This window comes from Streptomyces sp. NPDC001027 (genome assembly GCF_040299045.1).
Classification (GTDB): Bacteria; Actinomycetota; Actinomycetes; order Streptomycetales; family Streptomycetaceae; genus Streptomyces.
This window is the reverse complement of sequence record NZ_JBEPBI010000032.1, coordinates 1-26,883: the sequence shown is the minus strand read 5'-3', so window position 1 is coordinate 26,883 and position 26,883 is coordinate 1. Positions and strand designations below refer to the sequence as shown.

General features: G+C 66.0%; 23 protein-coding genes and 1 pseudogene. 9 read left to right on the top strand and 15 right to left on the bottom strand.

Annotated features, from left to right (window positions below; all coding sequences use genetic code 11):
* Window positions 1-43: 43 nt before the first annotated feature.
* The 5 genes from ABT300_RS12410 to ABT300_RS12390 form a co-directional block, all read right to left on the bottom strand.
* Window positions 44-1,333, bottom strand: coding sequence for a nitroreductase/quinone reductase family protein (locus ABT300_RS12410; protein ID WP_351674361.1), 1,290 nt, complete (start codon window positions 1,331-1,333; stop codon window positions 44-46).
* Window positions 1,330-2,280: a hypothetical protein gene (locus ABT300_RS12405; RefSeq protein WP_351674359.1), complete on the bottom strand. Its 951-nt coding sequence runs from the start codon at window positions 2,278-2,280 to the stop codon at window positions 1,330-1,332. The genes ABT300_RS12410 and ABT300_RS12405 overlap by 4 nt, the downstream gene beginning before the upstream one ends.
* A 158-nt stretch (window positions 2,281-2,438) precedes the next feature.
* The gene (locus ABT300_RS12400) at window positions 2,439-3,548 is read right to left on the bottom strand and encodes a DegT/DnrJ/EryC1/StrS family aminotransferase (RefSeq protein ID WP_351674356.1); all 1,110 of its coding nucleotides are present in this window, start codon (window positions 3,546-3,548) and stop codon (window positions 2,439-2,441) included.
* A 16-nt stretch (window positions 3,549-3,564) separates the two neighbouring features.
* Window positions 3,565-4,530 carry a hypothetical protein gene (locus ABT300_RS12395; RefSeq protein WP_351674354.1) on the bottom strand — a complete coding sequence of 322 codons (966 nt, stop codon included), beginning with the start codon at window positions 4,528-4,530 and terminating at the stop codon, window positions 3,565-3,567.
* Window positions 4,531-4,550: 20 nt separating this feature from the next.
* Window positions 4,551-5,660 (bottom strand): FAD-dependent oxidoreductase, encoded by a 1,110-nt coding sequence (locus ABT300_RS12390; protein ID WP_351674353.1) that lies wholly within the window; start codon window positions 5,658-5,660, stop codon window positions 4,551-4,553.
* Window positions 5,661-6,170: 510 nt separating this feature from the next.
* On the opposite strand from ABT300_RS12390, the gene ABT300_RS12385 reads away from it, so the two are divergent.
* A complete protein-coding gene (locus tag ABT300_RS12385) occupies window positions 6,171-6,911 on the top strand; it encodes a phytanoyl-CoA dioxygenase family protein (protein WP_351674351.1) in 741 nt (246 codons plus the stop codon).
* A 145-nt stretch (window positions 6,912-7,056) separates the two neighbouring features.
* On the opposite strand, the gene ABT300_RS12380 is transcribed toward ABT300_RS12385, so the two are convergent.
* The 4 genes from ABT300_RS12380 to ABT300_RS12360 form a co-directional block, all read right to left on the bottom strand.
* The gene (locus ABT300_RS12380; protein ID WP_351674349.1) at window positions 7,057-8,529 is read right to left on the bottom strand and encodes an RNA-guided endonuclease InsQ/TnpB family protein; all 1,473 of its coding nucleotides are present in this window, start codon (window positions 8,527-8,529) and stop codon (window positions 7,057-7,059) included.
* A gap of 122 nt (window positions 8,530-8,651) precedes the next feature.
* Window positions 8,652-9,410 carry a methyltransferase domain-containing protein gene (locus ABT300_RS12375; protein WP_351674346.1) on the bottom strand — a complete coding sequence of 253 codons (759 nt, stop codon included), beginning with the start codon at window positions 9,408-9,410 and terminating at the stop codon, window positions 8,652-8,654.
* A gap of 310 nt (window positions 9,411-9,720) precedes the next feature.
* Entirely contained in the window at window positions 9,721-10,266 is a 546-nt protein-coding gene (locus ABT300_RS12365; protein WP_351674344.1) for a GNAT family N-acetyltransferase, read from the bottom strand.
* Window positions 10,267-10,274: 8 nt separating this feature from the next.
* Entirely contained in the window at window positions 10,275-11,606 is a 1,332-nt protein-coding gene (locus ABT300_RS12360) for an NsdA family TPR-like regulatory protein (protein WP_351674342.1), read from the bottom strand.
* 352 nt (window positions 11,607-11,958) lie between these two features.
* Between ABT300_RS12360 and ABT300_RS12355 the strand changes: the two genes are divergently transcribed.
* Both ABT300_RS12355 and ABT300_RS12350 read left to right on the top strand, forming a co-directional pair.
* A complete protein-coding gene (locus tag ABT300_RS12355) occupies window positions 11,959-12,495 on the top strand; it encodes a helix-turn-helix domain-containing protein (RefSeq protein WP_351674389.1) in 537 nt (178 codons plus the stop codon).
* Between the two features lie 107 nt (window positions 12,496-12,602).
* Window positions 12,603-13,559, top strand: a complete 957-nt coding sequence (locus tag ABT300_RS12350; RefSeq protein WP_351674341.1) for a S66 peptidase family protein — start codon at window positions 12,603-12,605, stop codon at window positions 13,557-13,559.
* Between the two features lie 377 nt (window positions 13,560-13,936).
* Here ABT300_RS12350 and ABT300_RS12345 read toward each other — a convergent pair whose 3' ends face one another.
* The 4 genes from ABT300_RS12345 to gltX form a co-directional block, all read right to left on the bottom strand.
* The gene (locus ABT300_RS12345) at window positions 13,937-14,815 is read right to left on the bottom strand and encodes a GNAT family N-acetyltransferase (RefSeq protein WP_351674339.1); all 879 of its coding nucleotides are present in this window, start codon (window positions 14,813-14,815) and stop codon (window positions 13,937-13,939) included.
* 312 nt (window positions 14,816-15,127) lie between these two features.
* The gene (locus ABT300_RS12340; protein ID WP_351674337.1) at window positions 15,128-15,655 is read right to left on the bottom strand and encodes a GNAT family N-acetyltransferase; all 528 of its coding nucleotides are present in this window, start codon (window positions 15,653-15,655) and stop codon (window positions 15,128-15,130) included.
* A 359-nt stretch (window positions 15,656-16,014) separates the two neighbouring features.
* Window positions 16,015-16,764 (bottom strand): phytanoyl-CoA dioxygenase family protein, encoded by a 750-nt coding sequence (locus ABT300_RS12335; protein ID WP_351674335.1) that lies wholly within the window; start codon window positions 16,762-16,764, stop codon window positions 16,015-16,017.
* Window positions 16,765-16,995: 231 nt separating this feature from the next.
* Complete coding sequence (gltX, locus tag ABT300_RS12330; RefSeq protein ID WP_351674334.1) at window positions 16,996-18,363, bottom strand: glutamate--tRNA ligase; 1,368 nt, start codon at window positions 18,361-18,363, stop codon at window positions 16,996-16,998.
* Between the two features lie 453 nt (window positions 18,364-18,816).
* On the opposite strand from gltX, the gene ABT300_RS12325 reads away from it, so the two are divergent.
* The 5 genes and pseudogenes from ABT300_RS12325 to ABT300_RS12305 all read left to right on the top strand — a co-directional run bounded on the left by ABT300_RS12325 (window position 18,817) and on the right by ABT300_RS12305 (window position 23,155).
* Entirely contained in the window at window positions 18,817-20,049 is a 1,233-nt protein-coding gene (locus tag ABT300_RS12325; RefSeq protein ID WP_351674332.1) for a helix-turn-helix domain-containing protein, read from the top strand.
* 5 nt (window positions 20,050-20,054) lie between these two features.
* On the top strand, window positions 20,055-20,609 hold the full coding sequence (locus tag ABT300_RS12320) for a flavoprotein (RefSeq protein WP_334648822.1): 555 nt from the start codon (window positions 20,055-20,057) through the stop codon (window positions 20,607-20,609).
* A 112-nt stretch (window positions 20,610-20,721) separates the two neighbouring features.
* Window positions 20,722-21,327 carry a helix-turn-helix domain-containing protein gene (locus ABT300_RS12315; protein ID WP_351674330.1) on the top strand — a complete coding sequence of 202 codons (606 nt, stop codon included), beginning with the start codon at window positions 20,722-20,724 and terminating at the stop codon, window positions 21,325-21,327.
* A 90-nt stretch (window positions 21,328-21,417) separates the two neighbouring features.
* A pseudogene (locus tag ABT300_RS12310) lies at window positions 21,418-21,968 on the top strand (nucleoside/nucleotide kinase family protein).
* Between the two features lie 203 nt (window positions 21,969-22,171).
* Complete coding sequence (locus tag ABT300_RS12305) at window positions 22,172-23,155, top strand: phosphotransferase (RefSeq protein ID WP_351674328.1); 984 nt, start codon at window positions 22,172-22,174, stop codon at window positions 23,153-23,155.
* A gap of 44 nt (window positions 23,156-23,199) precedes the next feature.
* Here ABT300_RS12305 and serS read toward each other — a convergent pair whose 3' ends face one another.
* The gene (gene serS, locus ABT300_RS12300) at window positions 23,200-24,486 is read right to left on the bottom strand and encodes a serine--tRNA ligase (protein ID WP_351674326.1); all 1,287 of its coding nucleotides are present in this window, start codon (window positions 24,484-24,486) and stop codon (window positions 23,200-23,202) included.
* 548 nt (window positions 24,487-25,034) lie between these two features.
* Window positions 25,035-25,541, bottom strand: coding sequence for an ATP-binding protein (locus tag ABT300_RS12295; RefSeq protein WP_351674324.1), 507 nt, complete (start codon window positions 25,539-25,541; stop codon window positions 25,035-25,037).
* Between the two features lie 649 nt (window positions 25,542-26,190).
* Between ABT300_RS12295 and ABT300_RS12290 the strand changes: the two genes are divergently transcribed.
* Window positions 26,191-26,793 carry a hypothetical protein gene (locus ABT300_RS12290; protein ID WP_351674322.1) on the top strand — a complete coding sequence of 201 codons (603 nt, stop codon included), beginning with the start codon at window positions 26,191-26,193 and terminating at the stop codon, window positions 26,791-26,793.
* The last annotated feature ends 90 nt before the right edge of the window (window positions 26,794-26,883 follow it).

Here is a 26,883-nt window from a genome sequence, read left to right as displayed (position 1 = left end):
TCCCTTAGGTTCGAATTCCTTTGACCGATCTGGTGCGGCGGGGTTACCCGGATATTTCTTGCAAACGCACCACGGGTATCGTGCGGGAGGTGCTGGCTTCGTAGCGCGCATATTCAGGATCGCGCGCCACCTGGCGTGCATAGACCCGATCGCGTTCTTGCCCCGTCAGTTCCGCCGATATTGCTTCGAATGTTCGGGAGCCGATTTCTACCGTGACCTTCGGGTTGGCCCGGATGTTGTGATACCAATCCGGGGTCTTATCGCTTCCCCCATCCGAGGCGAAGACGAAGAGGTCATCGCCTTCACGCTGGTAGGCCAGGGGCGTGGTGCGGCGCTGCCCGCTGCGGGCGCCGAGGGTCGTGAGCAGGAGGATTTCCCACGCCTCCCGGATGCCGCTCAGCCGGCCTCCGTTGGCCCGGAACTCTTCGATGATCCGGTTTCGCCGGACGAGGCCGGTGGCTCTGCCCTCACCGGAGGCGTCTGTGCTGAAATGCGTGGGAAGCCCGTCGGTGAGGATGTCCGACAGGTACTTACCTGTGGCTGTTGTGGCGGGCAGCGTGAGCCCGAGGCGCTTGGCGTACCTGAGCGCGAGCTCAATCTCGCGGGTGGTCCGGTCCACGAAGGGGTGGCTGCCGATTCCGGCGCCCAGCGCGTCGTCGTCCTTCTTGCCCCAGTGCTCGAGCACCCAGCTGCTGCCGGTGCTGGAGCGTACGCCGTCCAGCAGGGCTTCACGGGGCAGGCCGGCGGTCGCCGCAATGTGGGCCACCTCCAGCATCGCCAGACGGTTGGAGTGAAGCAGCAGGTTGTTGCAGAGCTTGAGGACCATGCCGGCACCGACCGGCCCTGCGTGGACGATGTTGTTGCTGTACAGGTGGAGCGCCCATCGTGCTTCCTCGATGGTGTTTGCGTTACCTCCGGCGAACAAGGTGAGGACGCCGTCACGCATGGAGCCCCGCCCGCGGCTCATGCCCGCGTCGATGAGCGCAATATCGCGGTCAGCGAGGTCATTCGACAGGGCCGCGCACGTTGCTGGGTCCACTGTTGAGTGCACCACTACAACAGTTCCCGGGCGTGCGGCCTCGATGAGCCCTCGCTCCCCGAAGATCACGTCCCGTACCTGGTCGTCGGTGTGCACGATGATGAGCACGACGTCGCAGCGGTCGGCGACGTCTGCGGGGTGCTGGGCGCGCTCGAAGTGCGCGGAATCGAGATCCTCGACGCTGGGGGATTTATCGAGGCCGATCACTGGGTGGCCGACGGAGAGGATGCGCTGGGCGATCGTGCCGCCCATCTCGCCGAGGCCGATCACGCCGATCGGTCGATCGCTGTTCATCGAGTGGCTCCTTCGAAGGTGGCGTGGTCGGGTGAGATGACGGCCCCCGGTGCCGGTGGCATGCCGGCGGCTTGGGCCAGGAGTCGGTGCCATTCATCAAAGACAGCGTTGAGGCGGTCCCCGTCCACAGCGGTACGGGCCAGACGGAGGCTGCGGGGCCAGGAGTTCTCCCAGAACTGGCGGACTACAGGTGGCATGCGCAGGAGCTTCTCTGCCCGGACTTCCGCGGCGTCGAGGCAGAACAGCGTCGAGCGGTCCTCCGAACGAGCCATGCGGCCTGTTCCGGTAATCGACGGCGAAGGTAAATGAGCGAGGTGGTCGACCCGGTCTTGAGAGCCGGTTGCTGTCAACGCCGTCCGCGCTGCGCTGATGGCTTTGGCCTGATGGAGGTTCTCCGCGACCACAACGTGCCGGACATCGAGGCCGCCGACCAGTTCGGCCACCACGGACGGAATGTACGTCACGATGCTGCGCTGGTACTGCCGCAGCCGGGCCGCGCCGGGCGGCTTCTGCCCGGACCGCGAGGGCCGGATGGTGTACAGGTCGTCCAGGTCCTGCGGGCGGACCAGGCCACTGATGGCTTCCACCGCAGTGTCCAGTGCCGCCGAGGATGTGTCCATGTCTGTTCGGATGAGAATGGGTGGACGGCCGTTCGGAATGGATGCGGCGATGCTGTTGACGAAGCCTTCGAGCCGCTGACCGAAGTGTCGCCATGCATCCAGACTGATTGACGGATCGCTGACGATGGCCTCTTCGCCGACCGGCAGGTACAGCACACAGGGCACGCCGGCCCATGCAGCCAGCAGCAACGGCTGCAGAGTGTCGACCACAAACTCTGCCCGCAGCCGCTCAAGCCGTGCATCGCAGTTGGTGAGGCAGGCTCCGCCGACCACCACGGACTGGCCGCTGACCGGGGGCTCGAACTGAGGACTCACGGCGAAGGCCATCCCGGCGCTCACTGGACCGTAACCGGCTAGGTCCTGGTGCCCCGCGGCAGGGACGAGTCCGAGCTGATCGAGAAGCCAGGATCCTGATCGTCGGTATAGGCCGCGCAGCACACGATCCGCCATCCGCTCACCCACCGTGACTCCAGTCACACTGGACATCAGGCCGCCGACTCCACGTAGGAGACGATGGTCGCGCTGATGAAGTCGACCTCGGCGTCAGTCAGTTCCGGGTACACCGGTATCGAGATCACCTCGGCCGCCACCTCGGCGGCACGGTCGAAGCTGTGTGCCCGCAGAGCCTGCCCCTCGAATGCCGGCTGGTCGTGCAGCAGCCATGGGTAGCAGACCAGGGTGCCGACGCCGTGGTCAGCAAGGTGCTTGCGCAGCCCATCGCGGTCCGGGACCCGGATCGTGTACTTGTGATAGACGTGCTCTTCGGCCTCGGTGGCCGCGGGTGTGACGACGTTCGGCGACGAAGCGAAGTTCCTTGTGTAGCGGGCTGCGATCTCTCGGCGCCGGGCGATCCACGCGTCGAGGTGAGGAAGCTTCGCGGAGAGCAACGCGGCTTCGAAGGGATTCAGCCTGCTGTTGAGGCCCATACGCGTGTGACGGAAACTCCCGGCATTGCCGTGGCCACGCAGGGACCGCAGACGACCGGCGATCTCCTGGTCATTGGTGAGCACAGCTCCTCCGTTGGAGAAGCTGGACAGGTGCTTCGACCAGTTGAAGCTGACGCCGGAGGCGCTGCCGAACGATCCGACGAGCTGGCCGGCGCTTCGGGCGCCGAGAGCTTGGGCAACGTCCTCGACGATGGTGATCGAGTACTGCTCCGCGATCTGCTGGAGTACCGACATGTCGATCGCTTCGCCGAAGAGGTGGACAGGCACGATGGCCGCAGTCTTCGGCGATATGGCGTTGCGGACCGCGTCGAGGTCCATGACCATCCGGTCGGGCGCCACATCGACGAACACCGGTGTGAAGCCCGCCATGATGATGCTCGCAGCGGTGGCGTAGAAGCCGAAGTCACAGGTGATGACCTCCGCGCCGGGCGGCGCGTCCAAAGCCCGGAGGGCGATGATGAGCGCGTCGGTGCCCGATGCGACAGCCACAGCGGAGTCGACCTGGCAGTAGTCCGCTAGCCGACCCTCGAACTCCTCGATCGTGTGAGCGAACGCGGTGTCGTCCTTGAGATCGATGGAGCCCAGGGCCTTGCCCAGTTCCTGCGAGAGGGCGTCGTGCTGCCTGCTGTTGGAGTGGAACGGGATCACTGCGTAGCTCCTTCGGTCAGATGCTCGTGGCCAGTGAGGCTTCAGCCTTGATGGTGGAGCTGAGGTGCTCCTGCTCGACGCGGTCGACAACTAGCTGCCGGAGTACCTGGCAGTCGGCAAGGTCGCGGGAGAGCCCGGGATCGGAGCTCACCACCTCTTCCGCGTCGTGCAGGAACTCGCGCCAGGGCCGCTCGATATCGGTTCCGTACAACCCCAGAAGCCGCCGCCACGACTTCTCGTACGCGGTGACTGAGGTCAGCCACTCCTCCAACGTTCTGCGCGGAGTGTGACCACAGGGCAGGTGGCTTGTTGCGCGGATGGTGCGGCCCGCGGCGAGAGCACTCGCGGACAGGCTTGGCCCGATGAGGGTGCCGAGGTCGAGGGCTGTGCTGACAGCGCGCTCGAACGCCGGCCGTCGAGCTAGGCTTCCGCCAGCCCCGCCTTGGATGTACGGCTTGTTGACCACGCCTCGCGTGCTCTCCAAGGCCCGTATGAACTTCTGAGAGCTTGGGGTCTCCCACATCTCGCACTGATCGTGGATGACCATGCCGCTGATGGCGTCGAGGGTGGGCTCGGTGGCGAGGGCGCGCTCCAAGAAGGCCCAGTGAGCGGTGCCGTGCAGGACCGCATCCGCGTCGAGGAACCCAACCAGATCTTGCCGGGTGCCCAGATGCGCGGCGATTCCAAGACCCTCCTGGACCGCACGGATGTAGCCGACGTCTTCAGCGATACTGGCCACAGCGAACGCTGCGGTGGTCTCGCTCAGTTCCTTGATCAGGACACCCGGGTCCACAGCAGGCTCGCGGGTGCCGTTGAAGACCAGGATGTGCATGGTCTGGGTGCAGGGGCTTGCCTCCGACGCGGCGCGCAGGCTGGAGGCGATGGCCGGCCTGGGGTCGTGGTCCGCCCCGACCGGCACCACGATGGGGATGGACGAACCCGATGTCCCACGTTTGGGGATGTGCAGCAATTCTGCGGTCATGCTGGCCCCTTCTTCTCGGATCAGTGGGCTTCGACGATGTGACGTGCTGCGTCAAGGCCCTGTCGGACGGCCTGGTCCATGTTGATGTAGCTGTAGGTCGCGAGGCGCCCCGCAGCCATGAGCGGATTCCTCGTGTAGGCGGCGAGTTTCGCCTCGTAGGAGGCTTGAAGTGCCCTATTGATCCCAGCGCTGTCGGGAACTGGGTAGTGCTTCGCCGACGCGCCGGGGTACTCGCGCATGACGACAGTCCCGGGGGCGTCGTGAAGCTTCTCCAGAGCCCACTTGGTCTCGATCGTCCTGGTCCATGGGACGGCCAGGTCGGGTTCGTTCACCACCATTGACGACTGGGCGAGTCTGACGTCCGGAATGAACTTGCTTTCAAGGCGGACTCCCCGCCATTCCAATGGCCCCAATTCACCGCTGAAGAAGTCATCGAGCGCCGAGGTAATCACGACAGGCTCACCGGGCCGCGTCAGCTCGACCAGGTCGGCGCAGGTGATCGGCTGTCCGAGATGGATCTCCGCGGGTTCGAGGAGGGCTTCCACCAGGTCGGCGTAGCCACGCTCGGGCCACCCTTGATGGGGGTCCCGAAACAGACCTCGGTATCCGTCGTCGCGGAGTTCAACTCGGTTGGCTGCGACGGAAGCCGAGAGTTCCTCAGGGGCTCGCCCCCACTGCTTCAGCGTGTAGTTGTGAACGCATAGGTTGTAGAGCGTCTCTCCCATGAGCGACCGGCAATAGGTCTCGAAGTTGGTCGAGTCGGGCTTGTGTGGAAGCGAAGCCAGCTCCTGCTCCACCTCTGGCCACTCCTCGAGTTGAGGCAGTTCGCCCCTCTGGAGAGGCCAGCTCAACTCGTGGGAGCGCACACGTATCGTGACGCGGTGCTGGTATGGAACGAAGTCGGTGAATTTGCACACGAGTTGCCATACCGCGGTGTCACGCGTGTGGAAAATGTGCGCTCCGTGCGGCTCGTACGGTATTCCTCTGATCCACTCGGTCCGCACATGCCCACCGACCACGTCGGCCTGTTCATAGACGCGAACTTGGAAGCCCTGCCGGGCCAGCTCCGACGCGGCTGTTGCACCGGTCAGGCCAGCGCCGACAACGACACAGCTCTTGGGCGCCTTCATCTCGTTCCGCCCAATCGGCCCGCAGAGCCCGGATCTTGGTGTAACTCTGCAGGAGAGTTGCCGAACGTACGCCCATTGCTGTGAGCTAGGACCTCACTGCCGATAGGTGCCGTGATGAGTCGCAAGACCCGATTCTCCCGTCTGATGCGAGTGTGCGCGCCTTGCCGCGTACACCACCGGTGATCATGGCTCTGAAGTGCGAGCTTACGAGGAGGAACGTCTCCGCTCAGGCGAACGGATCACGAGGCGCTGTTGATGTGTAACCGGTCGAGTGGTAGTGGGCCTTCACCTATGAGCGCGCTACGAGAGCACGGCCAGCCAGTGTGCTGCTCAACCGGCCGGATAGCACATCACATCGGTGATATCACTCGCGTGATACCGGGCCTGTGTAGATCCCGTCAGGATGAACGTCGGACTCGCGCACGCCGCACGCATTTCGACCTGAACGTGAAGCAGGAGTATCGCCGATCTGAAGGGGAAGGAAACCCAGCAGTGGACATGAGTCAAGCGATGGACGACCTCGGCGTAACCGGCGACTTGCTCGACCATGAGACAGTCCGCCAACTCGACGAGAACGGCTTCGTCATCCTCCCCAGATTCTTGCCCTCACATCAGGTACAGGCGCTACGTGCCAGGCTGACCGAACTGTTGGTGGAGGAAGGAGAGAGAGCCGGCACCGAAGTCAACAAGGAGCCAGGCACAATGCGAGTCTCGGACCTGGTCAACAAAGGCCAGATATTCGAAACCTGCTTTTCCCACCCTCTGCTCCTCGCCGGTGTGCGCCACGTCCTGGGCGAGTTCAAGCTGTCTTCGCTGAGCAGCCGCCTGCCGCTGGCCCACGAAGGAAACCAACCCTTGCACGCTGACTGGCGAGGCGGTGCACCACAGCCGGGCGATTATCAGGTCTTCAACTCGCTATGGCTGCTGGACGACTTCAGGAACGACAATGGAGCGACACGCGTCGTGCCCGGATCCCATCTCTGGGGGCACGCGCCAGCCGACGTGATGGCGGATCCGACAGCACCTCATCCGGCGGAGAAGCTCATCTTGGCGCCAGCTGGCTCCCTCGTCATGTTCAACGGGCATCTCTGGCACGGCGGCACGAGGAACCGTAGCGGTGGGCCCCGCCAAGCCCTCCACGCCTACTTCACCCATCGGTCCAACGCGCAGCAGCTCGACCAGGCGACGTTCGCCCGCCCCGAGACGCTGGCTCGCCTCAGCCTCGCCGCCCGGTTCATCCTCGACGTCTAGGGCCTCCGCGGCTCGCGTTGGAGTCGCTCGGATCCACCAGAAGCGGACCCAGTGGATTGGTCGTCCCACTCGCCGCAGCCGGCACCGGTCCAGGCCAGGATCGGCTCGCGCTCCTCTGTCAGGAGTTGTGCGGGACGCCGCAAGATCACTCTCGCGGGATGGCACCAGGGCGATGCGACCTGGTGTCTTCTCGCTTCAACGCTGCGCGCCCCACACCCGAACGGGTGTGCGGTCTTACCGCACCTCCACGAGCATTTATGGTCTCCCCGCTACCCGAGGTGACGCTTCCGAGACTCCGGCGGCCGGCACGCATGATGTTGCGTGCCGCGTTTTGCTGCCGAGCAATGTGTAGACCGCAATCGCGGCAGGAGAATTTGCTATCCGAGACCGTGACGCGTGAGTTTTGCGCTCCGCATCTCGAACAGATCAGGTTCACCGGTTCACCTGGCGCGAGAACGATGAGAGTGGCTCCATACCACGGGGCCTTGTAGGAAAGCTGACGCTTCACTTCCCCCAGTGAGGCATCCAGTAGATGCCGGTTGAACAAGGAACTGAGCTTGCTACCCCGGCGGGAGCGGCCAGACGCCGTCTCTCGGGCAATCATGCCCTCGACACTGAAGCCCTCGACGGCAATGTGGGAGAAATTGGAAGTAAGGCATTTGGTGAATGCGTGAACGTCCGTTGCGCGACGCTCGGCGATCTGGTGGTGAATACGGGCGACCTTGCGTGCCGCCTTCGCACGCCGCGCCGACCCCTTGACGGTCCGGGACAGGGCACGCTGAGCTTTCACCAAGCGATCCATGGACAGCTTCAGACGCCGTGGATGCTCCACGACGGCGCTGTCGGGGTTATCGCGGTGCAGCCGATCGGACAGGACAGCGAGGTACGCAGAGCCGAGGTCGACACCGACAAGTCCACCGACGCGTTGCCGAGCGGTGGGGCGCTGCGGGAGCTCCTGCTGAACCTTGCACAGAACCGATGCGTACCAGCGGCTCCCAGCCCGCGACACCGTCACGGACTGGATCACGGCCTGCCCCCGAGCGGCGAGGCGCATCAGGCGCTTTCCGGAACCGTGGAGGCGCACCTCACCGAGCTTCGGGAGATTGAGCCTCCGGTGCCCGAGCAGCCGGATCGACGGGCGTTTCACGTCATGGTGCAGCCGGAAGGAGTCACGGGAGCGGCCCTTCTTCTTGTAGCGGGGGTACCCCACCCTGCGCCCATCCCGATTCCCGCGCAGAGAGGAGAGCCAGTTTCGCCAAGACGCATCCGCGTCGATGAAGCCCGACTGGAAGCAGTAGTTGTTGACCTCCCACCACCACGGGCACGAACCGTCCACGTCGCACCGGCTGTCGCCCCTCTCGGCGACCCACGCTTTCTGGATGGCCGGCTTCGAGGGAATCGCTATCTTGACTGCCTTGCGGGCTTCCGGCTCGGCGATCCCGGACTTCACGAGGGCATCCACCTCGGCACGCCACTGCTGATGGGCCGCTTGTTTGATGGCCAGCGCATGATTGAACGCCCATCTGGCCGCACCCGCGTACCGGGCGAGGGCTACCACCTGGGTCTCGGAGGGATCCAGGGCAAACCGAAAGGCGCGCAGTACCTCATGCGTTGCCATCGATCTCCCCTCGAACCATGCCATGCCCGAGGCAGGAGCATAGTGCTCCTCGACCTTGGGCGTTGTTCGTTGTGGGTGACGGCCGTCCACCCTCCTGGGCACCGTCGACGAGCCGGGGACCATCAGGCCCGGTGAGCTGCAACAATCACCGCCGTCTCAGCGAAGAAGAAGCTCCCGGCATCCGCAGCATGCCGAACCGCGTCATACCACTCCTCAACCTCATCGGCCTGCACCCAACCCAGCCCCCGCTGGGCCGCTGCCCGCAATGCCCCTCGGATGTCGCCCACGCGTCGGGCTGCATGGCCCGCCAGCTCGGTGGAGGAAGTCACTAGGGTTTCAACGTGCATCCGGGTAAGCGGGGACGCCTGGACCAATCCCGGGAGCTTGCGGCCGATCCTCCCGTCCGAGTTGTCCATCCACGGCGGTGCATCGTCTGCGAAAGCGTGACAGACCCTGCGGTCCAGCTCGACAGGGGCACCGGAGATGACGAGCGCGTCGAAGTCCGAGTGGGAAAGCACCGCCCGGCCCCCGGGGCGCAGAACCCGCCAGATCTCATTCAGGAGATGTGCTGGGTCGGGCAGGCACTCGAGCAGGTTGGACGAGACCACCGAGTCGGCGCTCCGGTCCGGGAGGGGCAGCTTCTCGCACAGATCTACAGGGACCAACTCCACGGCCCCTGTGTGGCTTTTCAACCGCTCGCGGGCCGTTTCCAGAGCCTGTTCGGAGCGGTCGAAGCCTGTTAGGTGCGCCTGAGGGAAGCGTCTGCTGAACGCAGCCAAGGCAGGGCCGGCACCACAGCCCAAGTCAACCACCATGCCCTGCTCCGGGCGCCCGGCCAGATCGATGAAGCGATCGTGCAGCATCTCGTTGGTCGTCGGCACACGAGTTCCTCTCTCTACTACGCTGCTGCAACTGCTTGCACCGAGGCTCGCTGTCCCGACTTGTCGGCGGTCATGCGCCACGCTGCAGACCCCGCCGGATTGCCACCTCCACCGGCGAGTAGTCGTCGGATTCACGCGTGAGTCGATACGGCTCGGCGGGGTACGGCGGTGGCTGCCCCATGAATCGCGGGGGCGTACCCGGCGCGGCTGGCTGCGTGTCCCAGGTTTCGGTGTCGGTCGAAAGTTCAGCCGCCGCCGACAAACGGCCTGGTTCAGGGACCCGGCCCTGAGTGGCGGAGCCTGCTGCCTCTTACTGGGGCTGCCACTCGTGCTCGAGGACGGAGTACAGGATGCTGTCTCGCCAGGAACCGTTGGTGAAGACGTGGTCCCGGAGGACTCCTTCCCTGGTGAAGCCGAGTCGTTCCACCAGCGTGATCGAGGCAGTGTTCTCCGGGCCGATGGCGGCGCTGACACGGTGGAGTTGGAGAACACGGAAGGCGAAGTCGGTGAGCGTCCGGGCGGCATCGGTTGCGTACCCGTGGTTCCATTCATCCGCCGCGATTGCATACCCCAGCTTCCCGGCCTTGACGCCGGCGAAGGCGATGCGGGCGAAGCCGATCATGTTGTCGTCGTCGGGGCGGGCCACCGCGAGGTAGAACTCCGTCCGGGGCGACTCCTGGGCGCGCTTCACCGCGCCCTCGATCATGGCCTGAGCCTCCTCACGGCTGCGGCTGTCGAAGGACAAGAAGCGCGTGACCCGGTCATCACCGATGATCTTCAGTGCGTCGTCGACGTCGTCCAGCGTGAACTCACGGAGGACGACACGCTGGCCGCTCAGACGCAGGGGGTAGGTCACGAGACTCCTCAACGGGGCAGAGACTTCAGCGGTGTGCGGGTGAACATCTCGATCTGCTCTTGCAGGTCAGATCCTGCCTCAGCGAGCGGAGAGTCCCGCAACGCCTGGTGTACTCGCTGTGCGCTGTGAACGATCCCGTTGATGCGCTGCTCGGGTGCGAGGTCAAGGACGGGGACGACGGCCTCCGCCGCGCCTTCCAGCTCGCCCATCTGGATCCGAGCGATCGCCAGGTCGGCCCGGCTGCCAGCCTGGTCGCCGAACGCCCATTCAGGTGTCGACTCGTCCTCGTACTCCAGCACGGCCCGCTCGGCGTAGTCTTGGGCAGCTCCCGCCTCGGATGGCAGCCACGTCAGGGCGTCAGCCGCGTAGTAGATCTGGCGCACCCGGCCGAATCGGCAGAGACCGCCCAGCTCGTCCACCTCGTCCTCTTGGACGGACTCCCAGGCATCCTCGGCTCGCTGGATCGCTGCGCGGGACTTGTCGGCGTTGCCGAGTGCCGCCCAGGCGCGGGCCTCGTTCATCGGCAGCCACACCTTGGCCGTATTGCCCGCCAGGGCGGCGAACTCCGCGCCCGATTGCGCGTACTGCACAGCCTCTCGCGTACGGCCGGCCCAGTACGCTACCAAGGACTGAACGCCGCGGATCCACGCCCGCAAACCGTTGTGATCAGCCTGGTCCGCGCACATGAACGCCGTACGGGCCTGCGTCAGCGCGGCATGCGGATCAGCCAGATCGTGGCTCGCCTTGGCCAGCAAGCCTCCGGTCACTCCTGCCAGCAGATAGAGCTGGCGCGCTTGCCCAGGGCGCCGCTGGCGCTCGAGCAAGGTGTAAATGGTGTCCTGCGCCTCGATCATGTCCGGCAGCAGCTCAGAGAGAGGTCGCTGCGGATACTCCATGGCGAGGCGTTGAACGTCCGCGTGGACCTGGTCCATGGCCTCGGGAGTGAGGTCGGTCTGCCCCGTCGTCAGGGCGAAGCGTCGGGCCCGCTGTGCCGCCACGTTGATCAGCTCCTTGTCTGCTGTGGGATGGCCAGTCGCAATGACCAAACCCGAAGGCGTGCTCCCCGCCCCGAGCGCCCCATCCCACGGGCTGAGCAGCTCCTCAAGCGGTTTGCCGAACATCATCTGCAGAACACGGCGGGTGACGGGGTTTACCCCAGACCGCTGACCAGAGGCAAGGCGCCGAAGATGCCGAGCAGTCAGCGTCGCGTCCTCACCCATCTTGCGGGCCAGCACCCCGAAGTCACGAGCGATCTCCTCGTACGTCTTGGGTTGCTGAGAGAGCAGTAGCTCAAGCACCGTTCGTGGATCCTGGCCGCTCTTGCCGGCGTTGCCAGCCATAGCGTCGCCCCCTGCTACGTGGTCTGCATCTTCAGGTTCCCGCGCTTCCAACGAGCTGCCCGTCCAGGTCCCGTTCTGGTCCGCATACGGTCCGCCATGGGTCCGGAGCAGGCCCTCGCGTGGTCATCGTCTCCCATCCGACGCTTGTAATCATGAACTTGACGGACACTCAGCGCAGGGCAGCGGTCGACACGGCGTTGCCCTCTCGGGTTTTCAACTCGTGCTCGGAGGGGGCTCCCATGTGCGGACTGCCGCCCAACCAGGCCACCGAACTCGTCCGTCGCGTCGCCGCCGTCCGGGCCTCTGCATCTTCGGCGAGTCCGTGAACCTCAGCTACTCAGTCGCCGATGTCATGGTTCTGTACCCGCCACAGCCCCACCCGTCGTCCCAGCGACTGGCCGCGAAAGAGTGCCCACTAAACGGAGGAGATGTGTCCGTATCGGCTGTGCCTACCTTCGAGGCACCTCGCCCGCGACAAGCGCGCCGGTGTAAAGGGTGTGGGTGCCACCTCAGCCGCTACAACGATGAGACGTCCTGCGCCGCGTGCATCCGCCGGACACAAGAGCCACCGACGCTGGCGCACGTTTGGTCCGACGCCAAGGTTCAACAGGCGCTCGCCATGCGGGATTTTGGGACCTTCTGTGTGCTGGTCCGCCGCCTTGGAGGGTTACGGCAAGAAGACCTGGCCACCTTGACCGGGCTCGGTCAGTCGTTCCTGTCGATGCTGGAGTCAGGCGTACGGCGGCTCACCAACATCGACAAGATCATCATGATGCTTGATGGCCTTGACGTGCCGATCGAGCTCACTGGCCCCATGCTGCGGACCTCAGCGCACCCCACTCCACCCCAGTGCGAACCCTCGGGGCCATTGGGACATCCGCCGCTGTAGGGCCGGACCGGCAGGCAACCCGTTTCCACTGCGACTCAGTAAGGGATTCTCACATGCCGGCACCGACCGGCCCTGCGTGGACGTGGCGTGTGTAGGAACATCGTGGCATGAATCCCTTCGACAGTCTCCAGACCGTGCGGTCGCCGCGGTTGCGGCCCGGGGATCGGGTACGGATCGTCTCTCCGGCCAGTCCCCCCAGCCGCGAGGGAGTCGCTCGCGGCGTCGAGCTACTGAGGTCATGGGGGCTCCAGGTCGAGTTGGGTGAGCACGTCTTTGACCGATGGGGGTATATGGCCGGTCGGGATGAGGACCGCGCCTTCGACCTGAACTCTGCGTTCGGCGACCCGGGGGTTCGCGCCGTGATTGCCACCCGGGGCGGCAAAGGCGCCTACCGCATCGTCGACGACCTCGCTACAGACACGCTGCGCCGCGACCCGAAGCCCGTGGTCGGCTTCAGCGACATCACCCACATCCACCTTGCACTCTGGGCCCGATGCCGCCTGGCCTGCCTGCATGGCCCCTTTGCCAACTGGAGCGACGAATGGTCCGGGCGCGCATCAGCCGACGCCCTTCGCCGTGCGCTGATGACCACTGACCCCGTCATCATCCACCGGCACACCGGCGAGGCCAGTTCCGCGCTCACCGTCGAGGGCACCGCGACCGGTGTCCTGGTCGGCGGCAACCTGGACGCGATCCGCACCGCGGCCGGGGCCGGTCTGCCGAGCCTTGAGGGGGCGATCCTGTTTCTCGAACACCAGAGGGGCACAGGGCTGGGGGAGGTCGACCGTGCACTGACCCAGCTGACCCGTAGTGGGGCCCTGGACGGGCTGCGCGGTGTCGCACTGGGCCAGTTCCTTGGCTTCGACCAGGATGCCGATGACCCGACCCTGGGGGGATGGGGCATTGCCGACGTCCTGCGTGACCGGCTGACTCGCCTGGGTGTTCCTGTTCTCGGCGGACTCCCTGCCGGACACGGCCTGCACCCTCCGACCATCCCGATCGGCACCCGGGCCACGATCGACACCGCCGAAGGAACCTTGACGGTTCAGCCGGCTGTCGTCTGACCGTCGACTGCCTTACCCGGCGTGCAAGGCCACGCAGCGGTGATTGACCGTCCAGTCAGTCACCGTGCGTGGTCGCCGGGAGCGTATCGGCTCCAGGACCCGTCAGCTTCGGTGTTCGAAGTGGGTGGTGTGGTCGTGCCGTCCGGTTGCGTGCGGCGCTCGTGGTCCTACCGAAGTGACACCCGAACGCATCGACAGTGATCACGACGGAGCCTCGGGGGATGCTGAAGTCGCATCGAAACGACTCCCGTTCTCGGGCTCTGGTCCACATTGTGTGGTGCGGTCACTCTCCCTGCCGGCACTGTCCCGGCAGTGCCTCAGCGCCCTGATGTCAGGGGCGTTCGCTGTGCCGCACGTCACGGGACCCTCGGAGTTCTTCAACGAATTTCCGGCCCGGCACACGAGAAGTCGTACACCGCGAAGTCGGTGACCGGGCGGTACCCGATTCGCTGGTAGAGGCCGTTGCTGGTGGGGTTGGCCAGGTCCGCGAACAGGAGGACCTCCGCCGCGCCTGCGGCCAGCGCGGCCCGACTCACCTCGACCGTCGCGGCGCCCGCGTAACCGCGGCCTCGTTGGTGGGCCGGGGTGTAGACGGGGGCCACCCGGACCTGGCCAGCGACCATCGGGGTCACGCCCGCCATGGAGACGGGGGTGCCGTCCGGGGTTTCCCAGAGTGTGACGCGTCCCTGGGCGATGCGTGTATCCGCCCATGAGCTGTTGTCCGCAGCGGGGGTTCCTCCGATGGCGGTGATGAACTCGCGGTGCCAGAGCATGAGTTGCTCACGGTCCTGCTCGCCCGCGACTCGGCTTCGGCCCTCCGGGAGTGCCTCCGGTGGTGTGAGCGTGCCGAGGCGGTACAGGCGCTCCCGCTCGTGCAGCGCCGGCGTCGCGCCCGTGTGCCGCGCCCAGGCATCGGCGAAGGCGGTGGCGGTGTCGTGGTCCGCGTTGACGCCGGGGAGGCGGTGGCCGAGGCGGGCCAGGTGGGCGGCGAGGGCGTCGGCCTCCTCGAGGGTGAGCGGGGTGAGGTACGGGCGCCGGGGCGGGGTGCGGAAGAAGGCCGCGCGGACCTCGCCCGCCCGCTCAAGGCTGCCGAAGACGGGGACTTCGGCGCCGTACTCGTCCGCCCCGCGCGTATGCAGTGCCTCGGTCACCGTCAGCGGGACGGTGTGCAGGGCAGGGCGCGAGCGCAGGAAGTCTCCGGCTCGGGCAAGAAAGCCGTCGAGGTCTTCGGTGAGGTGCCAGCCATCCGGACGCATGCCTCATGATCCCTCGTGGTGTCGGCGTGCGCCCGCAGTTTTCCGCCGGGACGAGGCGGCAGGGCCTAGTAGATCAGACACCGCCCGCAGCACGGGAAGGTCGGGAGCAGTCCGCCGTCCTGAGGTGGATCGTGAGTGGCCCAGTCAATGATGTCCTTTGACAGGGAAGCCAGTCGCCCAGGTCATGACGCTGCCACCGACAAACTTCACTGTGAAAGGACAACTCCGAACCCGGCACCGATCTGGGTCAGCGTTGTCCGTCTCAGCCGACCTGGTCTCTACCTCAGATGAACTGGTCCGAATCGCGCTGTCTTAGGTGATCTTGTCGCCCAGCTCGGACTCACGGGCCATGCGCACGTTGGGCAGCTTGCCTCGCCAGAGCTCACGCTCACCAGTGGTCCTGAATCCGTACCGCTCGTAGAAGCGGATCGCCTTCTCGTTGTAATCGGTCACCCACAGGCGCATGGGAGCGTCCTGCGCCCACGCCAGGAACTCGCCCATCAGCCGACCGCCGGTGCCTTGGCCTTGGGCTTCGTTCAACAGATACATCGGCCCGAGGGTGACCACCTCGTCTCGGCGCCCGCAGAGGAACCCGACGATCTCCGCCCCGGAACGAACGACACGGCAGAACAACAGATCCGGCTGCCGCACGGCGTCCTTGATGAAGTCTCGCCACTGGGCAATACCCTCCGCGGTCACAGCGGACCCGCGGTGCTCGTGGATCCACGCCTCATCGATCCCCGCTCCCTCGTTGAGGTAGGTCTGGAGCCAGGCCCTCAACTGAACCCGGCCCATGGCTGCAGCATCGTCAGGTTGGGGTACGTCAATCTGATGGACCATAGGGCCATCCTTCACGGTGCAGCCGATGGGTCTCGCGTGATTTTCCGTCCAGGCCGCACTGGCTGACCTGCACCCGAGCCGATCCGCCTTCGCTGGACCAGATCCGTTGAGACCCCGAGAGAGAACACGTCCAGGAACCACTTCTGGATCTTCGGACGTCTCACGTCATCTGGTCGCTGCACGTCAGAGCCGCAGCCACGGACCGGATCATCTGCGGCGGGACAAGCGTCTCGTTCTTGCGCTGTGTCCGACGGCCGCCAGGAGAGGTGGGGCGAGTGCTGCCGCGTTCGGTGGGTGTGGCTGGCTGGCCCTGGTCGGCCGACACCACGCGCACGCCCGGCTCCCTACTCCGCTCCCTATCAGCGGAATTCGGCGAGTGGATCAGTGACGGCCTCGCGCCACCGATCACGGTGGCCGCTCGCGTGGAGCCGGTAGTACACCGTCTCGCGCCGCCCCTCGTCAGCTGGACCGTCGTGGTTACCGATGTTGTGGGCGAGCAGGTAGTGCGCGAACAGCACACTGCCCGCACCGCCGACGGCCTGCGTCGGCTCTCCGAGCTCGATCTTCGGATAGGGGCCCGGATTCATCTCTTCGACGCAGGCCAGGGCCTCTGCGCCGCGTTCGGCGAGGTATCGCCCGAACCGCAGATGGGTGCCCGGCCAGACCCATAGGTTCCCCCGATGCCGCCGGTCATGATCGGTGAGCCACACGCCGGCCAGCAGCGAGAACGTCCCCGGACGTCCGTCCGCTTCCCCCGGCGTCAGGCCGTCGACGTGCGGCCCGCCCGGCCGATGCGGCCACGGCGGGATCGTTGTGGCCACCTGCGCGAAAACGGGGTCCTGCACGGCCAGATCGGTACGCAGTAGCTGGGTGGCGAGACGCCCGATGCCCGTCTCCCGATAGAAGTCGAGCAGTGGATGGCCGGTTGGGGGGAAAGACGGCCATAGGAAATACGGTCCGACGTGGTCGCCGGCGGGGGGCTGCCGCTCCAGCATGGCAGCGACCACCCTGCGGCCTGTGGCGATCTGTTCTCCGCGGAGCACGTCGGGAATCACTATGAATCCCTGCTGACGGAACGTGGTCCTCATCTCGCCAGTGATGGTCGTCATGCCGTTCAGTGCATCAGGCAGCGTATTCCCGAGCAACCAAATAACCCTTGCGGTCCACGCCCACATGCCGTCCCGACAGCACCGGGACGGTCACAAGATCTCCGATAGAGCGCACCATCGGAGGGACCCGAAGATCGTGCACGAGACGCTGGTCCGCTTTGACGCGACATACTTCCGCGACGTCGGGTCCCGCTTCCCCATACGGGCGACGGGACCTTGAGCGCGAAGTGGTCAGCCGGCGAGCTTCGCCAGGGCCGCGTCGATCCTGGTCAGTGTGCGGTCCTTGCCGAGGACCTCCAGGGACTCGAAGAGGGGCAGGCCGACCGTGCGGCCCGTAATGGCGACGCGCACCGGGGCCTGGGCCTTGCCCAGCTTCAGGCTGTGCTCTTGGCCGGCGGCCAGGATTGTCCCCTTGAGGGACTCGGGGCTGGTCCAGTCGGCCGTCGCGAGCTTGGCGCGGGCCGTGGCCAGGAGAGCCACCGGGTCGCCCTTCATTGCCTTGTCCCAGGACGCCTCGTCCTCCACCGGCTCTTTCAGAAAGAGGAAGTCGACGTTGGCCGTGATGTCCGACAGGACGGCCACGCGGGTCTGGGCATGCGGGGCGATCGCCTCCCAGGCGGCCTGGTCGAGGTCCTCGGGCGCCCAGTGGGCGTACGGGGCGCGCAGCCACGGCTCGCATGCCTCGATGAACTTCTCCACAGTCAGGGCTCGGATGTACTCGCCGTTGAACGCGGTCAGCTTCTTGATGTCGAAGAAGGCCGGTGAGGTGTTCACGTCCTCGACGCGGAACTTCTCCTCCAGCTCCGCGTACGGGCGGAGCTCGACGCCGTCGCCGGGGCCCCAGCCGAGCAGCATCAGATAGTTGGTCATCGCCTCCGGCAGGTAGCCCTCGGCGAGGTAGTCCTCAAGAGCGACCTTGTCGCGGCGCTTGGACAGCTTCTGCCGCTTCTCGTTTACGATCACCGGCAGGTGCGCCCACACCGGGGCCTTCGAGCCGAGCGCCTCCCACAGCAACTGCTGTTTGGGCGTGTTTGACAGGTGCTCGTCGCCGCGGATGACCAGGGTGATCCCCTCGTCGAGGTCGTCGACGACGTTGGCGATCAGGAAGACCGGGGAGCCGTCGCCGCGGGCGATGACGAAGTCCTCGATCGCCGAGTTCGGGAAGGACGGCTCACCTCGGATCAGGTCCACGACCACCGTCTCGCCCTCAGTAGGCGTACGGAACCGCAGCGCCCGACCCTCCACGTACTCGAGGCCCCGGTCCCGGCAGAAACCGTCGTAGCCGAGGTGCTGCGAGCCGGTCCGCTCCTGCACCTGCTCACGCGTGCAGTCGCAGTAGTACGCGCGGCCCTGGGCATAGAGCTGCTGGGCGGCCTCGCGGTGCCGGTCGGCGTTCTGCGACTGGAAGTAGGGACCCTCGAAGGCGGGATCGTCCTTGGAGATCCCGATGGACGCGAGCGCGCTGATGATGCCGTCGATCCACTCGGGCTTGTTGCGGGCCGCGTCAGTGTCCTCGATCCGCAGGACGAACTTGCCCCCAGACTGTCGTGCGACGGCCCAGTTGTAGAGAGCCGACCGGGCCCCGCCAACATGGAACATTCCAGTGGGAGACGGGGCGAAACGCACGCGTGTGGAGGCATCAGGCATACAGGCAGCCTACCGATTTCCAACGGGCGCTCGGGCACTGTGGACGATCACAGTGTTCAGCTCTACCGAAGATCTTGCGATGCCTTCTGACTGAGGGCAAGGCACTGCTGTGCGGTGGAGGACGCAACGAGTTCGCTGGACACTTCTTCATGATCCGGCGGCTCGGAGACTTCCTCACGTTGCGCCACCACGCAAGTAATCCCCCCCAAGGCATCGAGCGTTCGCAGGGAAGGCGGACGTGCACAGCTCTGGCGCCTCGTGGGTGTAGCCGGACAAAGTGTCCGGCCTGTTCCAGGCCCGAGAGCGGATGTTGAACATGGCACCGCAGCCCGAATCCCTGCCTGATCTCGCGGCCTGCTCGGCCGCTACCGTGAATGACAGACCAAAGTGGGGGAGGCAGCGCACATGCGTGGTCTTGGCGATCACCTCAGCATAGGAGAGCGGATCGCGTTCTACCGCGAGCGCCGGGGCTACACGCAGCCCGTCCTCGCCGGCCTCGTCGGGCACAGCACCGACTGGCTGTCGAAGATCGAGCGAGGAGTACGAAAGCCGCCGAGAATCGACAAGCTCGCTGAGCTCGCTCGCGTACTGCGGGTCCCGCTCGGCGACTTGATGGGGCAGCCCGTCCTCTTGGAGGACGAGGAAAGGCACATGGACGACGTGCCGGCGGTCCGCGATGCGCTGATGAGCCCTCGACGGCTCTCCAAGCAGTTGTTCGGTCCCACGGCGGAGCGGCAGTTGCCGAGGCCGGAGCAGGCGCAGGTCTTCGTCGAGCGCAGCTGGGGTGACTACCAGGCTGGCGTTCTTGGCGACGTCATCGCCGCCCTGCCCGGTCTGCTGCGGACTGCCCAGGAGCTGGAAGACCTTCCGCCGGGCGATCAGCGGCGACGCGGCCTCGCCGTCTCCGCCCGCACGCATCACCTGGCGGCAACCACCCTCGCCAAGGTCGGCGAGTCCGACTTGTCGTGGCTCGCGGCCGAACGCGCCATGCGGGCCGCCGACGAGTCCGAGGACCCGCTGTCGCTCGTCTCCGCCGCCCGCTCCGGTACGCACGCACTGCTGGCCAACGGGCGATACGCGGACGCCCTCGAACTGGGCGATACCGCCGCGGCCTGGCTCGTCAGTCGGGTCGGGAACGACGACCCGGCCGCCTTGAGCCTGCTTGGCATGATTCATCTGCGGGCTGCAGTGGCCGCTGCACGGCACCAGGATCGGCAAACCGCCAACTCCCTGTTGGAGAAGGCAAAGCGGCTCGCCGACCGGCTCGGTTCTGACGAGAACCACTGGCACACGTGCTTCGGTCCGACGAACGTCGAGCTGCACCGCCTGTCGATTGAGCTTGACCTGGAGAACATCCCGTACGTCGTCGAGCATGGCGGCATCGACGTCTCCCACATGCCGGCGGAACGCGCCGTGTCTCATCGCATCGACTACGCCCGCGGCCTCTGCCTCAGAGGTCGCGTCGACGAGTCCTTCAGGGAACTGCGGGAGGCCGAACAAACCTCGCCCCAGCTCGTGCGGAACAATCCACGTGTACGCGAGACCCTTCGCGACCTGAGGAAGCAGTCCCCGGTCACGGGCGGCAGCCAATCGTCCGAGCTGCTGGCCATGGCCCAACGATGCAGGGCGGTGCAGTGAGCTCGATGCAGGGCAAGGTACTGGGCGTCGTCGGATCGAGCGCCGGCGGGATTGAGGAACTGCGTACAGGGCTCGTGATCCCGGCGCTCGAACGGGGCTGGACGGTTGCGGTCACGCTCACACCGACCGCAGGTCAGTGGCTCCGCGCGAGCGGGGAGACGGCGCAGCTCGAGGGGCTGACCGGCCTTCCCGTGCGGTCCGAATCACGCCTGCCGGGTGACTCCCGGCCGCATCCGCCCGTGGACTGCTACGTCGTGGCCCCGGCAAGTGCCAACACCGTCGCCAAGCTCGCCCTGGGGATCTCAGACAACCAGGCGTTGACACAGGTCAACGAAGCCATCGGAACACTGGACCTCCCGGTAGTCGTCTGGCCCCGGGTGAACGCCGCGCACGCTCGCCACCCCGCATGGGAAGGGCACATCCAAGCCCTTCACGATTCAGGTGTGCGGTTGATCTACGGAGACGAGGTATGGCCGCTCGCGGAGCCGCGGGCTGGGATGCCGGGGCGCCGGTACCCGTGGGAAGCCGTACTAGACGAGGCCAGCAAGGCAGTCTCCTGACGTTCCATCAATAAAGCCCGGAACAAGAAGAATTGGACCCGGACAGTCTGTCCGGGTCCTTCGTCCTGACCGGCGCCAGTCTGAGGGCATCACCGGCAATCGGAGGGACCGGATGCCCGATCAGGGATTGAGCGCGGCGCTCCCCGGCACAACGACCTGGGGCGACGCATTCAAGAGTTGCCCGAAGGCACGTACGGATGCGATGGGTGGCAATGACTACTCATCTCGACGCTCGTCTGATGCCGCCCCAACGTCGTCGGGCACGGAGCGCATCGCCGTGAGCGCCACGAGAAGCACCCCTATGCCAACCAGCCGCACCCGGCTCTGCAGCCTCTGCCGATGCCGCCTGAGTCGGTACAACAGGGAAGACATCTGTTCCGGCTGCGCTCGCAGTGGGACAGCCGTAGAGCCTGCGCGCCCCGTTCCACCTCAGGTATGGGCTCGCCAGGACGTCAGAGACGCCCTGTTACACAAGGACTTCGGCAGGCTGTGCCAACTCGTGCGAGAGTACGGCCACCTCCGCCAGGAGGACATGGCCCTCCTCACAGGGCTGAGCCAGGCTTTTCTGTCGATGCTGGAATCTGGGCAGCGACGCCTCACCAACATCGACCGGATCATCGTCCTCCTGGACGGCTTGAACGCACCCGTCGACATCACGGGGCCGATGCTCCGCCCCGTAGCTGCCACTCCAGGCCCGCCTCTACGGACACTCTCCTGATGCTCCACTTCAGCTCGTGATCTTGTCATCAGATTGCGGTGGCGAGTAATCGCATCGCGTGCCGCGGTCGCGCGCTGGCACGCTGCCCTCATGGATCAAGCTGAAGTACTGCTCATCGGCGGGCGAGCCGGCGTCGGCAAGACGACGGTGGGGTGGGAGGTTTCGGCGCAACTGCGCGCCGCGGCCCCTCACGCGGTCATCGAGGGGGACTTCATGGGGCAGGTGCATCCAGCACCAGCAGGGGACCCGCACCGCGCGGAGATCACCGAGAGTAATCTGACTGCCGTGTGGGCGAACTTCGCCCAGCGCGGCTACCGGCGTCTGATCTACACAAACACCGTGAGTGTGCTGCCCGAGGCGGCTGGCATGTTCGAGCGTGCCATGGGGGCCGGGTGCGGATCATACGAGTCCTGCTCACCGCCTCCGATGCCACCGCCCGCGAGCGGCTGGTGGGGCGGGAACTCGGCTCGGAGCTGGAAAAGGAGCTGGAAGGGAGCGGGCGCAAGGCGCGGCTCCTGGACCAGCGGGCCGCCGCAGATACCGTGCGGGTGGTGACGGATGAACGACCTGTCGTGGACATCGCGTGGGAGGTGGTGTCCGCCACCGGTTGGGCCAAGCCTCATCCCGTCCGCAGTTCGTGATCGTGGCAGCCGGCCGGTTCGGGAATGGGTGCGGCCACCGTTGATCATCAGGGTGAGGGACAGAGGATCATGCGGTGGCCGCAGCGACCAGGACGCTCCTTGTCTCGACACAGCCCTACGCGGCTCAGTGAGCGCATGGACCGGCACTCGCCCACGCGACAACTGCGTGGCGCCGGAGAGTGCGGTTCCCTCATCCTGACGGCATGCCCAAGATCGTCACCCCCCGCCTCCGGTACAACGCCACGGCGGTACGCCCACACTGGCAGGACCTCCCGCAGGACGTTCGCCGCCTCATCGCACACCGTCTCGGGGGCGAGGTACAGGCCGGGCCCAGCGCAGGGAGCGGATTCACCAACGGCTTCGCCGCAGTACTCCGTGGGACGTCCGGATGTCAGTTCATCAAAGCGGTCCGCAGTACGGACAACCCTGTGGTCGCCGACTGCTACCGCCGGGAGGCGTTGATCAACCAGGCGCTCCCCGCACAGATGCCGGCGCCACGCCTGCGGTGGATGGAGGAGCAGGACGGATGGGTCGTCCTCGGCTTCGAAGCTGTCGACGGCGGCCGTTTGCCCGCCACGCCATGGAAACCCGACGAGCTCACGGCCACCCTCGACGCCTACACGATCACTGCAGAGGCACTCTCCACCCCACCCGCAGGACTCCAGCACGCCGACATCAGGCCAGTCGGCGAAGACGGTGACTTCGCCGACTGGCGCAACCTCGCCCGTGGCGCCACACCCACGAACGTTCTCCCCTCCTGGATGCCACTCGACCTCCTGGACGTGCTGGCCGGCCTGGAGAGCGGATGGCGGGAGGCCGTCGCAGGAAATGCCGTCCTCCACCACGACCTGCGCCAGGACAACGTGCTGATCGACGCAGACGGCACCGCGTGGATCTGCGACTGGAACTGGCCTTGCCTGGGGGCCAGTTGGTTCGACCTGGTCCTCCTCCTGGCCACCGCCTACGCCGACGGCCACGACGCCACCTGCCTGTTCGACCAGCACCCCACCGCCCGCGGAGTCGCCGCCGAGCAACTCGATGCGGCGCTGGCGGCGCTCTCCGGTTTCTTCCTCACCTACGGCGGACGGCCCCCAGCAGACTGGTCACCGCACATTCGCCAGCACCAGACGTGGTGCGGAGAGGTCACCCTGCGGTGGCTGGCCGACCGGCGTGGTTGGACATTCTGACGGGCGTCGCCCCCATTCATGCTCGACAGACAACCCGCTCAGCATCAGGCCGACGACCGTGCGGCCAGGACGCCGCTCGGCATCCACTCGCGCAGCACCTCGGGTACTTCGACCGTGCCGTCGGCCCGCTGGTGCTGCTCCAGCAGTGCGGGCACAAGCCTGCTCGTGGCCAGACCGGAGGCATTCAGCGTGTGGACGAACGCCGACTTGCCTTGCCGGGGTCGGTAGCGGATGTTGCCGCGCCTCGCCTGGTAGTCGCGGGCATTCGACACCGAGCTGACCTCGACGTACGCCTCGATGCTCGGCAGCCACACCTCGACGTCGTACGTCCTGGCCATTGCTGCGCTGGTGTCCCCAGCCGCAAGACGCGTGATCCGGTAGTGCAGGCCCAGTTCCTTCACCAACTCCTCGGCTTTGCCGAGGAGTTCCTCGTGCGCGGTGTCCGATGCGTCGGGGTGGGCGAACTGGAACAGCTCGACCTTGTTGAACTGGCGCCCGCGCAGGGTTCCCCGCTCGGCCGTGCGGTAGCCGCCGGCCTCCTTGCGGTAGCACGGCGTGTAGGCGACGTACCGCTTCGGCAACTCCATCTCGGGCAGCGTCTCGTCCCGGTGCAGGTTGACCAGCGCCGTCTCCGCGGTCGGCAGCAGGAACCATGCCGGGCCTTGCTCGCCCTCCTCCAAGGCGAAGACCTCGTCGGCGAACTTCGGGAACTGGCCCGCCGTGTACCCGGCTGCGAAGGTCAGCACGTGCGGCGGCAGCACGAACTCGTAGCCATCCCGCACGTGGGCCTCGACGAAGTAGTTCAATAGCGCCCACTCGAGGAGCGCGCCGTTTCCCCGGTAGAGCCAGAAGCCGCTGCCTCCGAGCTTCGTTCCTCGTTCGTAGTCGATCAGGCCGAGGTGCCGAGCGAGAAGCACGTGATCCTTCAGCGCGAAGCCAAACTCCGGGCGCCGGCCGACTTCGCGGACGACCTCGTTGTTCTCCTTGCCTCCGGCCGGCACCTCCGCGTCGGGTAGGTTCGGCAACGGATCAAGGAAGGCTCGACGCGCTTGTTCCAGTTCGGCCAGCTTCGTCTCGGCGGCGGTCAGATTGTCGCCGACGGCCGTCGCCTCCGGGTGTAGGTCTGCCGCGTCCTCGCCGGCCCGCTGCAGCTTCGCGATCTCGCCCGAGATCCTCTTCCGCTCCCGGCGGAGGCGCTCTACCTCGGCGCGCGTATGCCGGTAGTCGTCGTCCAGCTGCAGAAACCCATCGAGGTCGACGTGGACGTCCCGCTTGGCCAGTGCCTGCTGGACGTGGGCCGTATTGTCGCGGATCAGGGTGACATCGATCATCGTGCCGGTGCTCCGTTCGATCAGTCGTTAGGACGTGATCCCTTGGGAGCGCGGGCGAGAAGGGGCGACTCGCGGTGCCACCGCGCCTTCGCCACCACAGAGTGGTGGCCTCGTTCACGACCTTTTACGGGGGTCATCCGGCGGGACATTGGGCCTCCGCTGAGGCCGTTCCTCCCCGCACTCGGGAGGGGATTCGCCGCAGGGCGCGAGGCTGCCTTCCCAGCTACCGACAGCTCTCTTGGCTCGCGTGGACCCGGGCTACTCGTCTCCGTCATCGCGTTGGTGAAGAGGTTAGGACGAGAGCTCTCGCAGCGATACCGAATATCGCCGAAGACGTCCCACACGGTTGGCCGGCTCAGCAGGTGCACCTTGAGTGAGAGGCACGAGCAGGGCTGGAAGCAGACCTGATCAAGGTGGGACCCGTTCAGTGATGGGGATGGCGGCGCTGGCCTGGAAACCCCGAAAGGCGACGAGACGTGCCCGCTCGTTAGGCCGCAGGCGTGCCAGCAGCGGTCCGCGAGGGGCGATGGCGGCCGGGTGCGAGCAGCTCAGGCCGCTTGATGCTCGATTTGCGCAGGTGCACAGATAATTGGCACAGGCTCCTCTGCAGCGGCATCAGCATTTGAGGCGGTCACGGCTACGGTGCCCTCTGAGGAAGAGGAGACTGCCAATTCGAACCATGTTTTCTTCCCCGCTGTACAGCGCTGTGAGCCCCACTCGGTTGCCAATGCGTCAACGAGGAAGAGACCCCGCCCGCTTTCGTCCATCGCCTCAGCTTGGGACGGGCGCACCAAGGTGGGGTCAGTGTCGGTGACTTCCACGCGCAGCCGCTCTCCGGTCCACTGCACGGACACCACGCACGCGGCCTGCGTGTGCGTGACCGAGTTCGCGACTACTTCTCCGGTGAGCAACCGCAAGTCGTTGGTCAGCTCCTCATCCAGGACCAGCCCGAGTCGCTGCGCACGGTGGATAACGCGGTCTCGTGCGGCTGGCACCGCCTCGACCGACGGCGGGACAGTGAACGCATAGGGCGAATCTCCGAACGGGCGGGGCATGGCTGTGACCTCTCGCAGGGCGGGAGCTATGGCGTCAGCGCGATCTCCCACAAGTGAATGGATCGCTCGCCGACTTCACCGGGCGCGTCCACAAGTGACCCGACGAAACCGTCAGCAGCCCAGCGGATGGCGGACGACCACCATGGACCACAGGCGGCCTGGCGCTCTATCGCTAGGGTGATATCACCGCCGCAATGTCATTTGAGGCTGAGCCAGCCATGCACTCAGGGCCCAGTGTCGAAAGCTTCGCCCACTCGCCGATCGCCTGAGTCTGCTCCCGTATGACAGGCGGGTCGCCCGACGTCGATGGCGGGTGGCCAGCCTGTCATGCGAGGCGTCCCGGACGCGAGCATCGACCTTCTGCGGGGCATCCGCCGGCATGGCTTCCGACGTCTGGGCGGCGTAGCGGACGCCGGGCGAGTGTCGGAAGTGGGTTCACCAGCCGCTTCGCCGCTGTGCTCCGCGGCGGAGACGGGCCGAGTTCTTCAGGGCAGTCAGCGCCACGCCCACCTCCAGGTGAGGCGATGGTGGGCGGACAGCGAGGTGTGTGGGATTCCCGGTAGAGAAGATTTGACCGGCAGACCAACCACGTGGACGGGTGAGAAGATCGAGGTGGTGCGACACGGCAGTTCACAAGGAGGGGCGGGGAGTGGCCAAGGATTCCGCGCTGCGGGGCTATCTGCTGGAGGAGTCGTTGGCCTGGTTGCTGCGCTTCAGCGGGTACCGCCTGCTGGTTCATGAAGATCAGGATCCGGTGGAGTTGGTGTCGACCGGCGATACGCTGCGGGTACGTGGGAGGGGAGCTCTCCACCAGGTTGATGTGCTGGGAGAGTTCGCCTTCACTCCGGCGTTCTCCATGCCGGTCCGCCTTTTCCTTGAGGCCAAGTTCTACCAGACGCCTTGCGGACTGGAGATTGTTCGCAACGGCCATGGCGTGCTGCACGACGTGAATGAGAATTTCATGACGCACGCCGGCACGAGGCCGAGGCAGCGCTATCAGTATTCGTACGCACTGTTCTCCGCGAACGGTTTCACGTCGGAAGCGCAGAAGTACGCACTGGCGCATCAGATTTCGCTCGTCGACCTCTCCGGGGCGTCCTTCTCGTGGTTGATCGGGATCATCGGGAGCACAGCATGGTCCCTGTTTCAGGCACAGAAGCAGTACTGGCCCGACGGCGAGCCCTTCCCGCTGTCGTGGGTGCGGACGGAGCTGCGGAAGGCGTTGGAGACGGCTCCGGTGAACCTGCTGTGAGCGATCATGAAATTCCCCACCGGACGCGGGTTCCGCGTCACGTAATTCCCCACCCCCGCGGTCACGTAATTCCCCATGGGGACGACGGAC

Excerpts from the sequence above, each read along its gene's own strand:
- ABT300_RS12395 (WP_351674354.1), bottom strand. The coding sequence starts at position 4,530 with ATGACCGCAGAATTGCTGCACATCCCCAAACGTGGGACATCGGGTTCG.
- ABT300_RS12305 (WP_351674328.1), top strand. The coding sequence starts at position 22,172 with ATGCCCAAGATCGTCACCCCCCGCCTCCGGTACAACGCCACGGCGGTA.
- ABT300_RS12350 (WP_351674341.1), top strand. The coding sequence starts at position 12,603 with ATGAATCCCTTCGACAGTCTCCAGACCGTGCGGTCGCCGCGGTTGCGG.
- ABT300_RS12405 (WP_351674359.1), bottom strand. The coding sequence starts at position 2,280 with ATGGCCTTCGCCGTGAGTCCTCAGTTCGAGCCCCCGGTCAGCGGCCAG.
- ABT300_RS12410 (WP_351674361.1), bottom strand. The coding sequence starts at position 1,333 with ATGAACAGCGATCGACCGATCGGCGTGATCGGCCTCGGCGAGATGGGC.
- ABT300_RS12345 (WP_351674339.1), bottom strand. The coding sequence starts at position 14,815 with ATGCGTCCGGATGGCTGGCACCTCACCGAAGACCTCGACGGCTTTCTT.
- ABT300_RS12315 (WP_351674330.1), top strand. The coding sequence starts at position 20,722 with ATGCCCGATCAGGGATTGAGCGCGGCGCTCCCCGGCACAACGACCTGG.
- ABT300_RS12295 (WP_351674324.1), bottom strand. The coding sequence starts at position 25,541 with ATGCCCCGCCCGTTCGGAGATTCGCCCTATGCGTTCACTGTCCCGCCG.
- ABT300_RS12325 (WP_351674332.1), top strand. The coding sequence starts at position 18,817 with ATGCGTGGTCTTGGCGATCACCTCAGCATAGGAGAGCGGATCGCGTTC.
- ABT300_RS12335 (WP_351674335.1), bottom strand. The coding sequence starts at position 16,764 with ATGACGACCATCACTGGCGAGATGAGGACCACGTTCCGTCAGCAGGGA.
- ABT300_RS12320 (WP_334648822.1), top strand. The coding sequence starts at position 20,055 with ATGCAGGGCAAGGTACTGGGCGTCGTCGGATCGAGCGCCGGCGGGATT.
- ABT300_RS12380 (WP_351674349.1), bottom strand. The coding sequence starts at position 8,529 with ATGGCAACGCATGAGGTACTGCGCGCCTTTCGGTTTGCCCTGGATCCC.
- serS (WP_351674326.1), bottom strand. The coding sequence starts at position 24,486 with ATGATCGATGTCACCCTGATCCGCGACAATACGGCCCACGTCCAGCAG.
- ABT300_RS12355 (WP_351674389.1), top strand. The coding sequence starts at position 11,959 with ATGGTTCTGTACCCGCCACAGCCCCACCCGTCGTCCCAGCGACTGGCC.
- gltX (WP_351674334.1), bottom strand. The coding sequence starts at position 18,363 with ATGTTCCATGTTGGCGGGGCCCGGTCGGCTCTCTACAACTGGGCCGTC.
- ABT300_RS12385 (WP_351674351.1), top strand. The coding sequence starts at position 6,171 with ATGGACGACCTCGGCGTAACCGGCGACTTGCTCGACCATGAGACAGTC.
- ABT300_RS12360 (WP_351674342.1), bottom strand. The coding sequence starts at position 11,606 with ATGGCTGGCAACGCCGGCAAGAGCGGCCAGGATCCACGAACGGTGCTT.
- ABT300_RS12340 (WP_351674337.1), bottom strand. The coding sequence starts at position 15,655 with ATGGTCCATCAGATTGACGTACCCCAACCTGACGATGCTGCAGCCATG.
- ABT300_RS12390 (WP_351674353.1), bottom strand. The coding sequence starts at position 5,660 with ATGAAGGCGCCCAAGAGCTGTGTCGTTGTCGGCGCTGGCCTGACCGGT.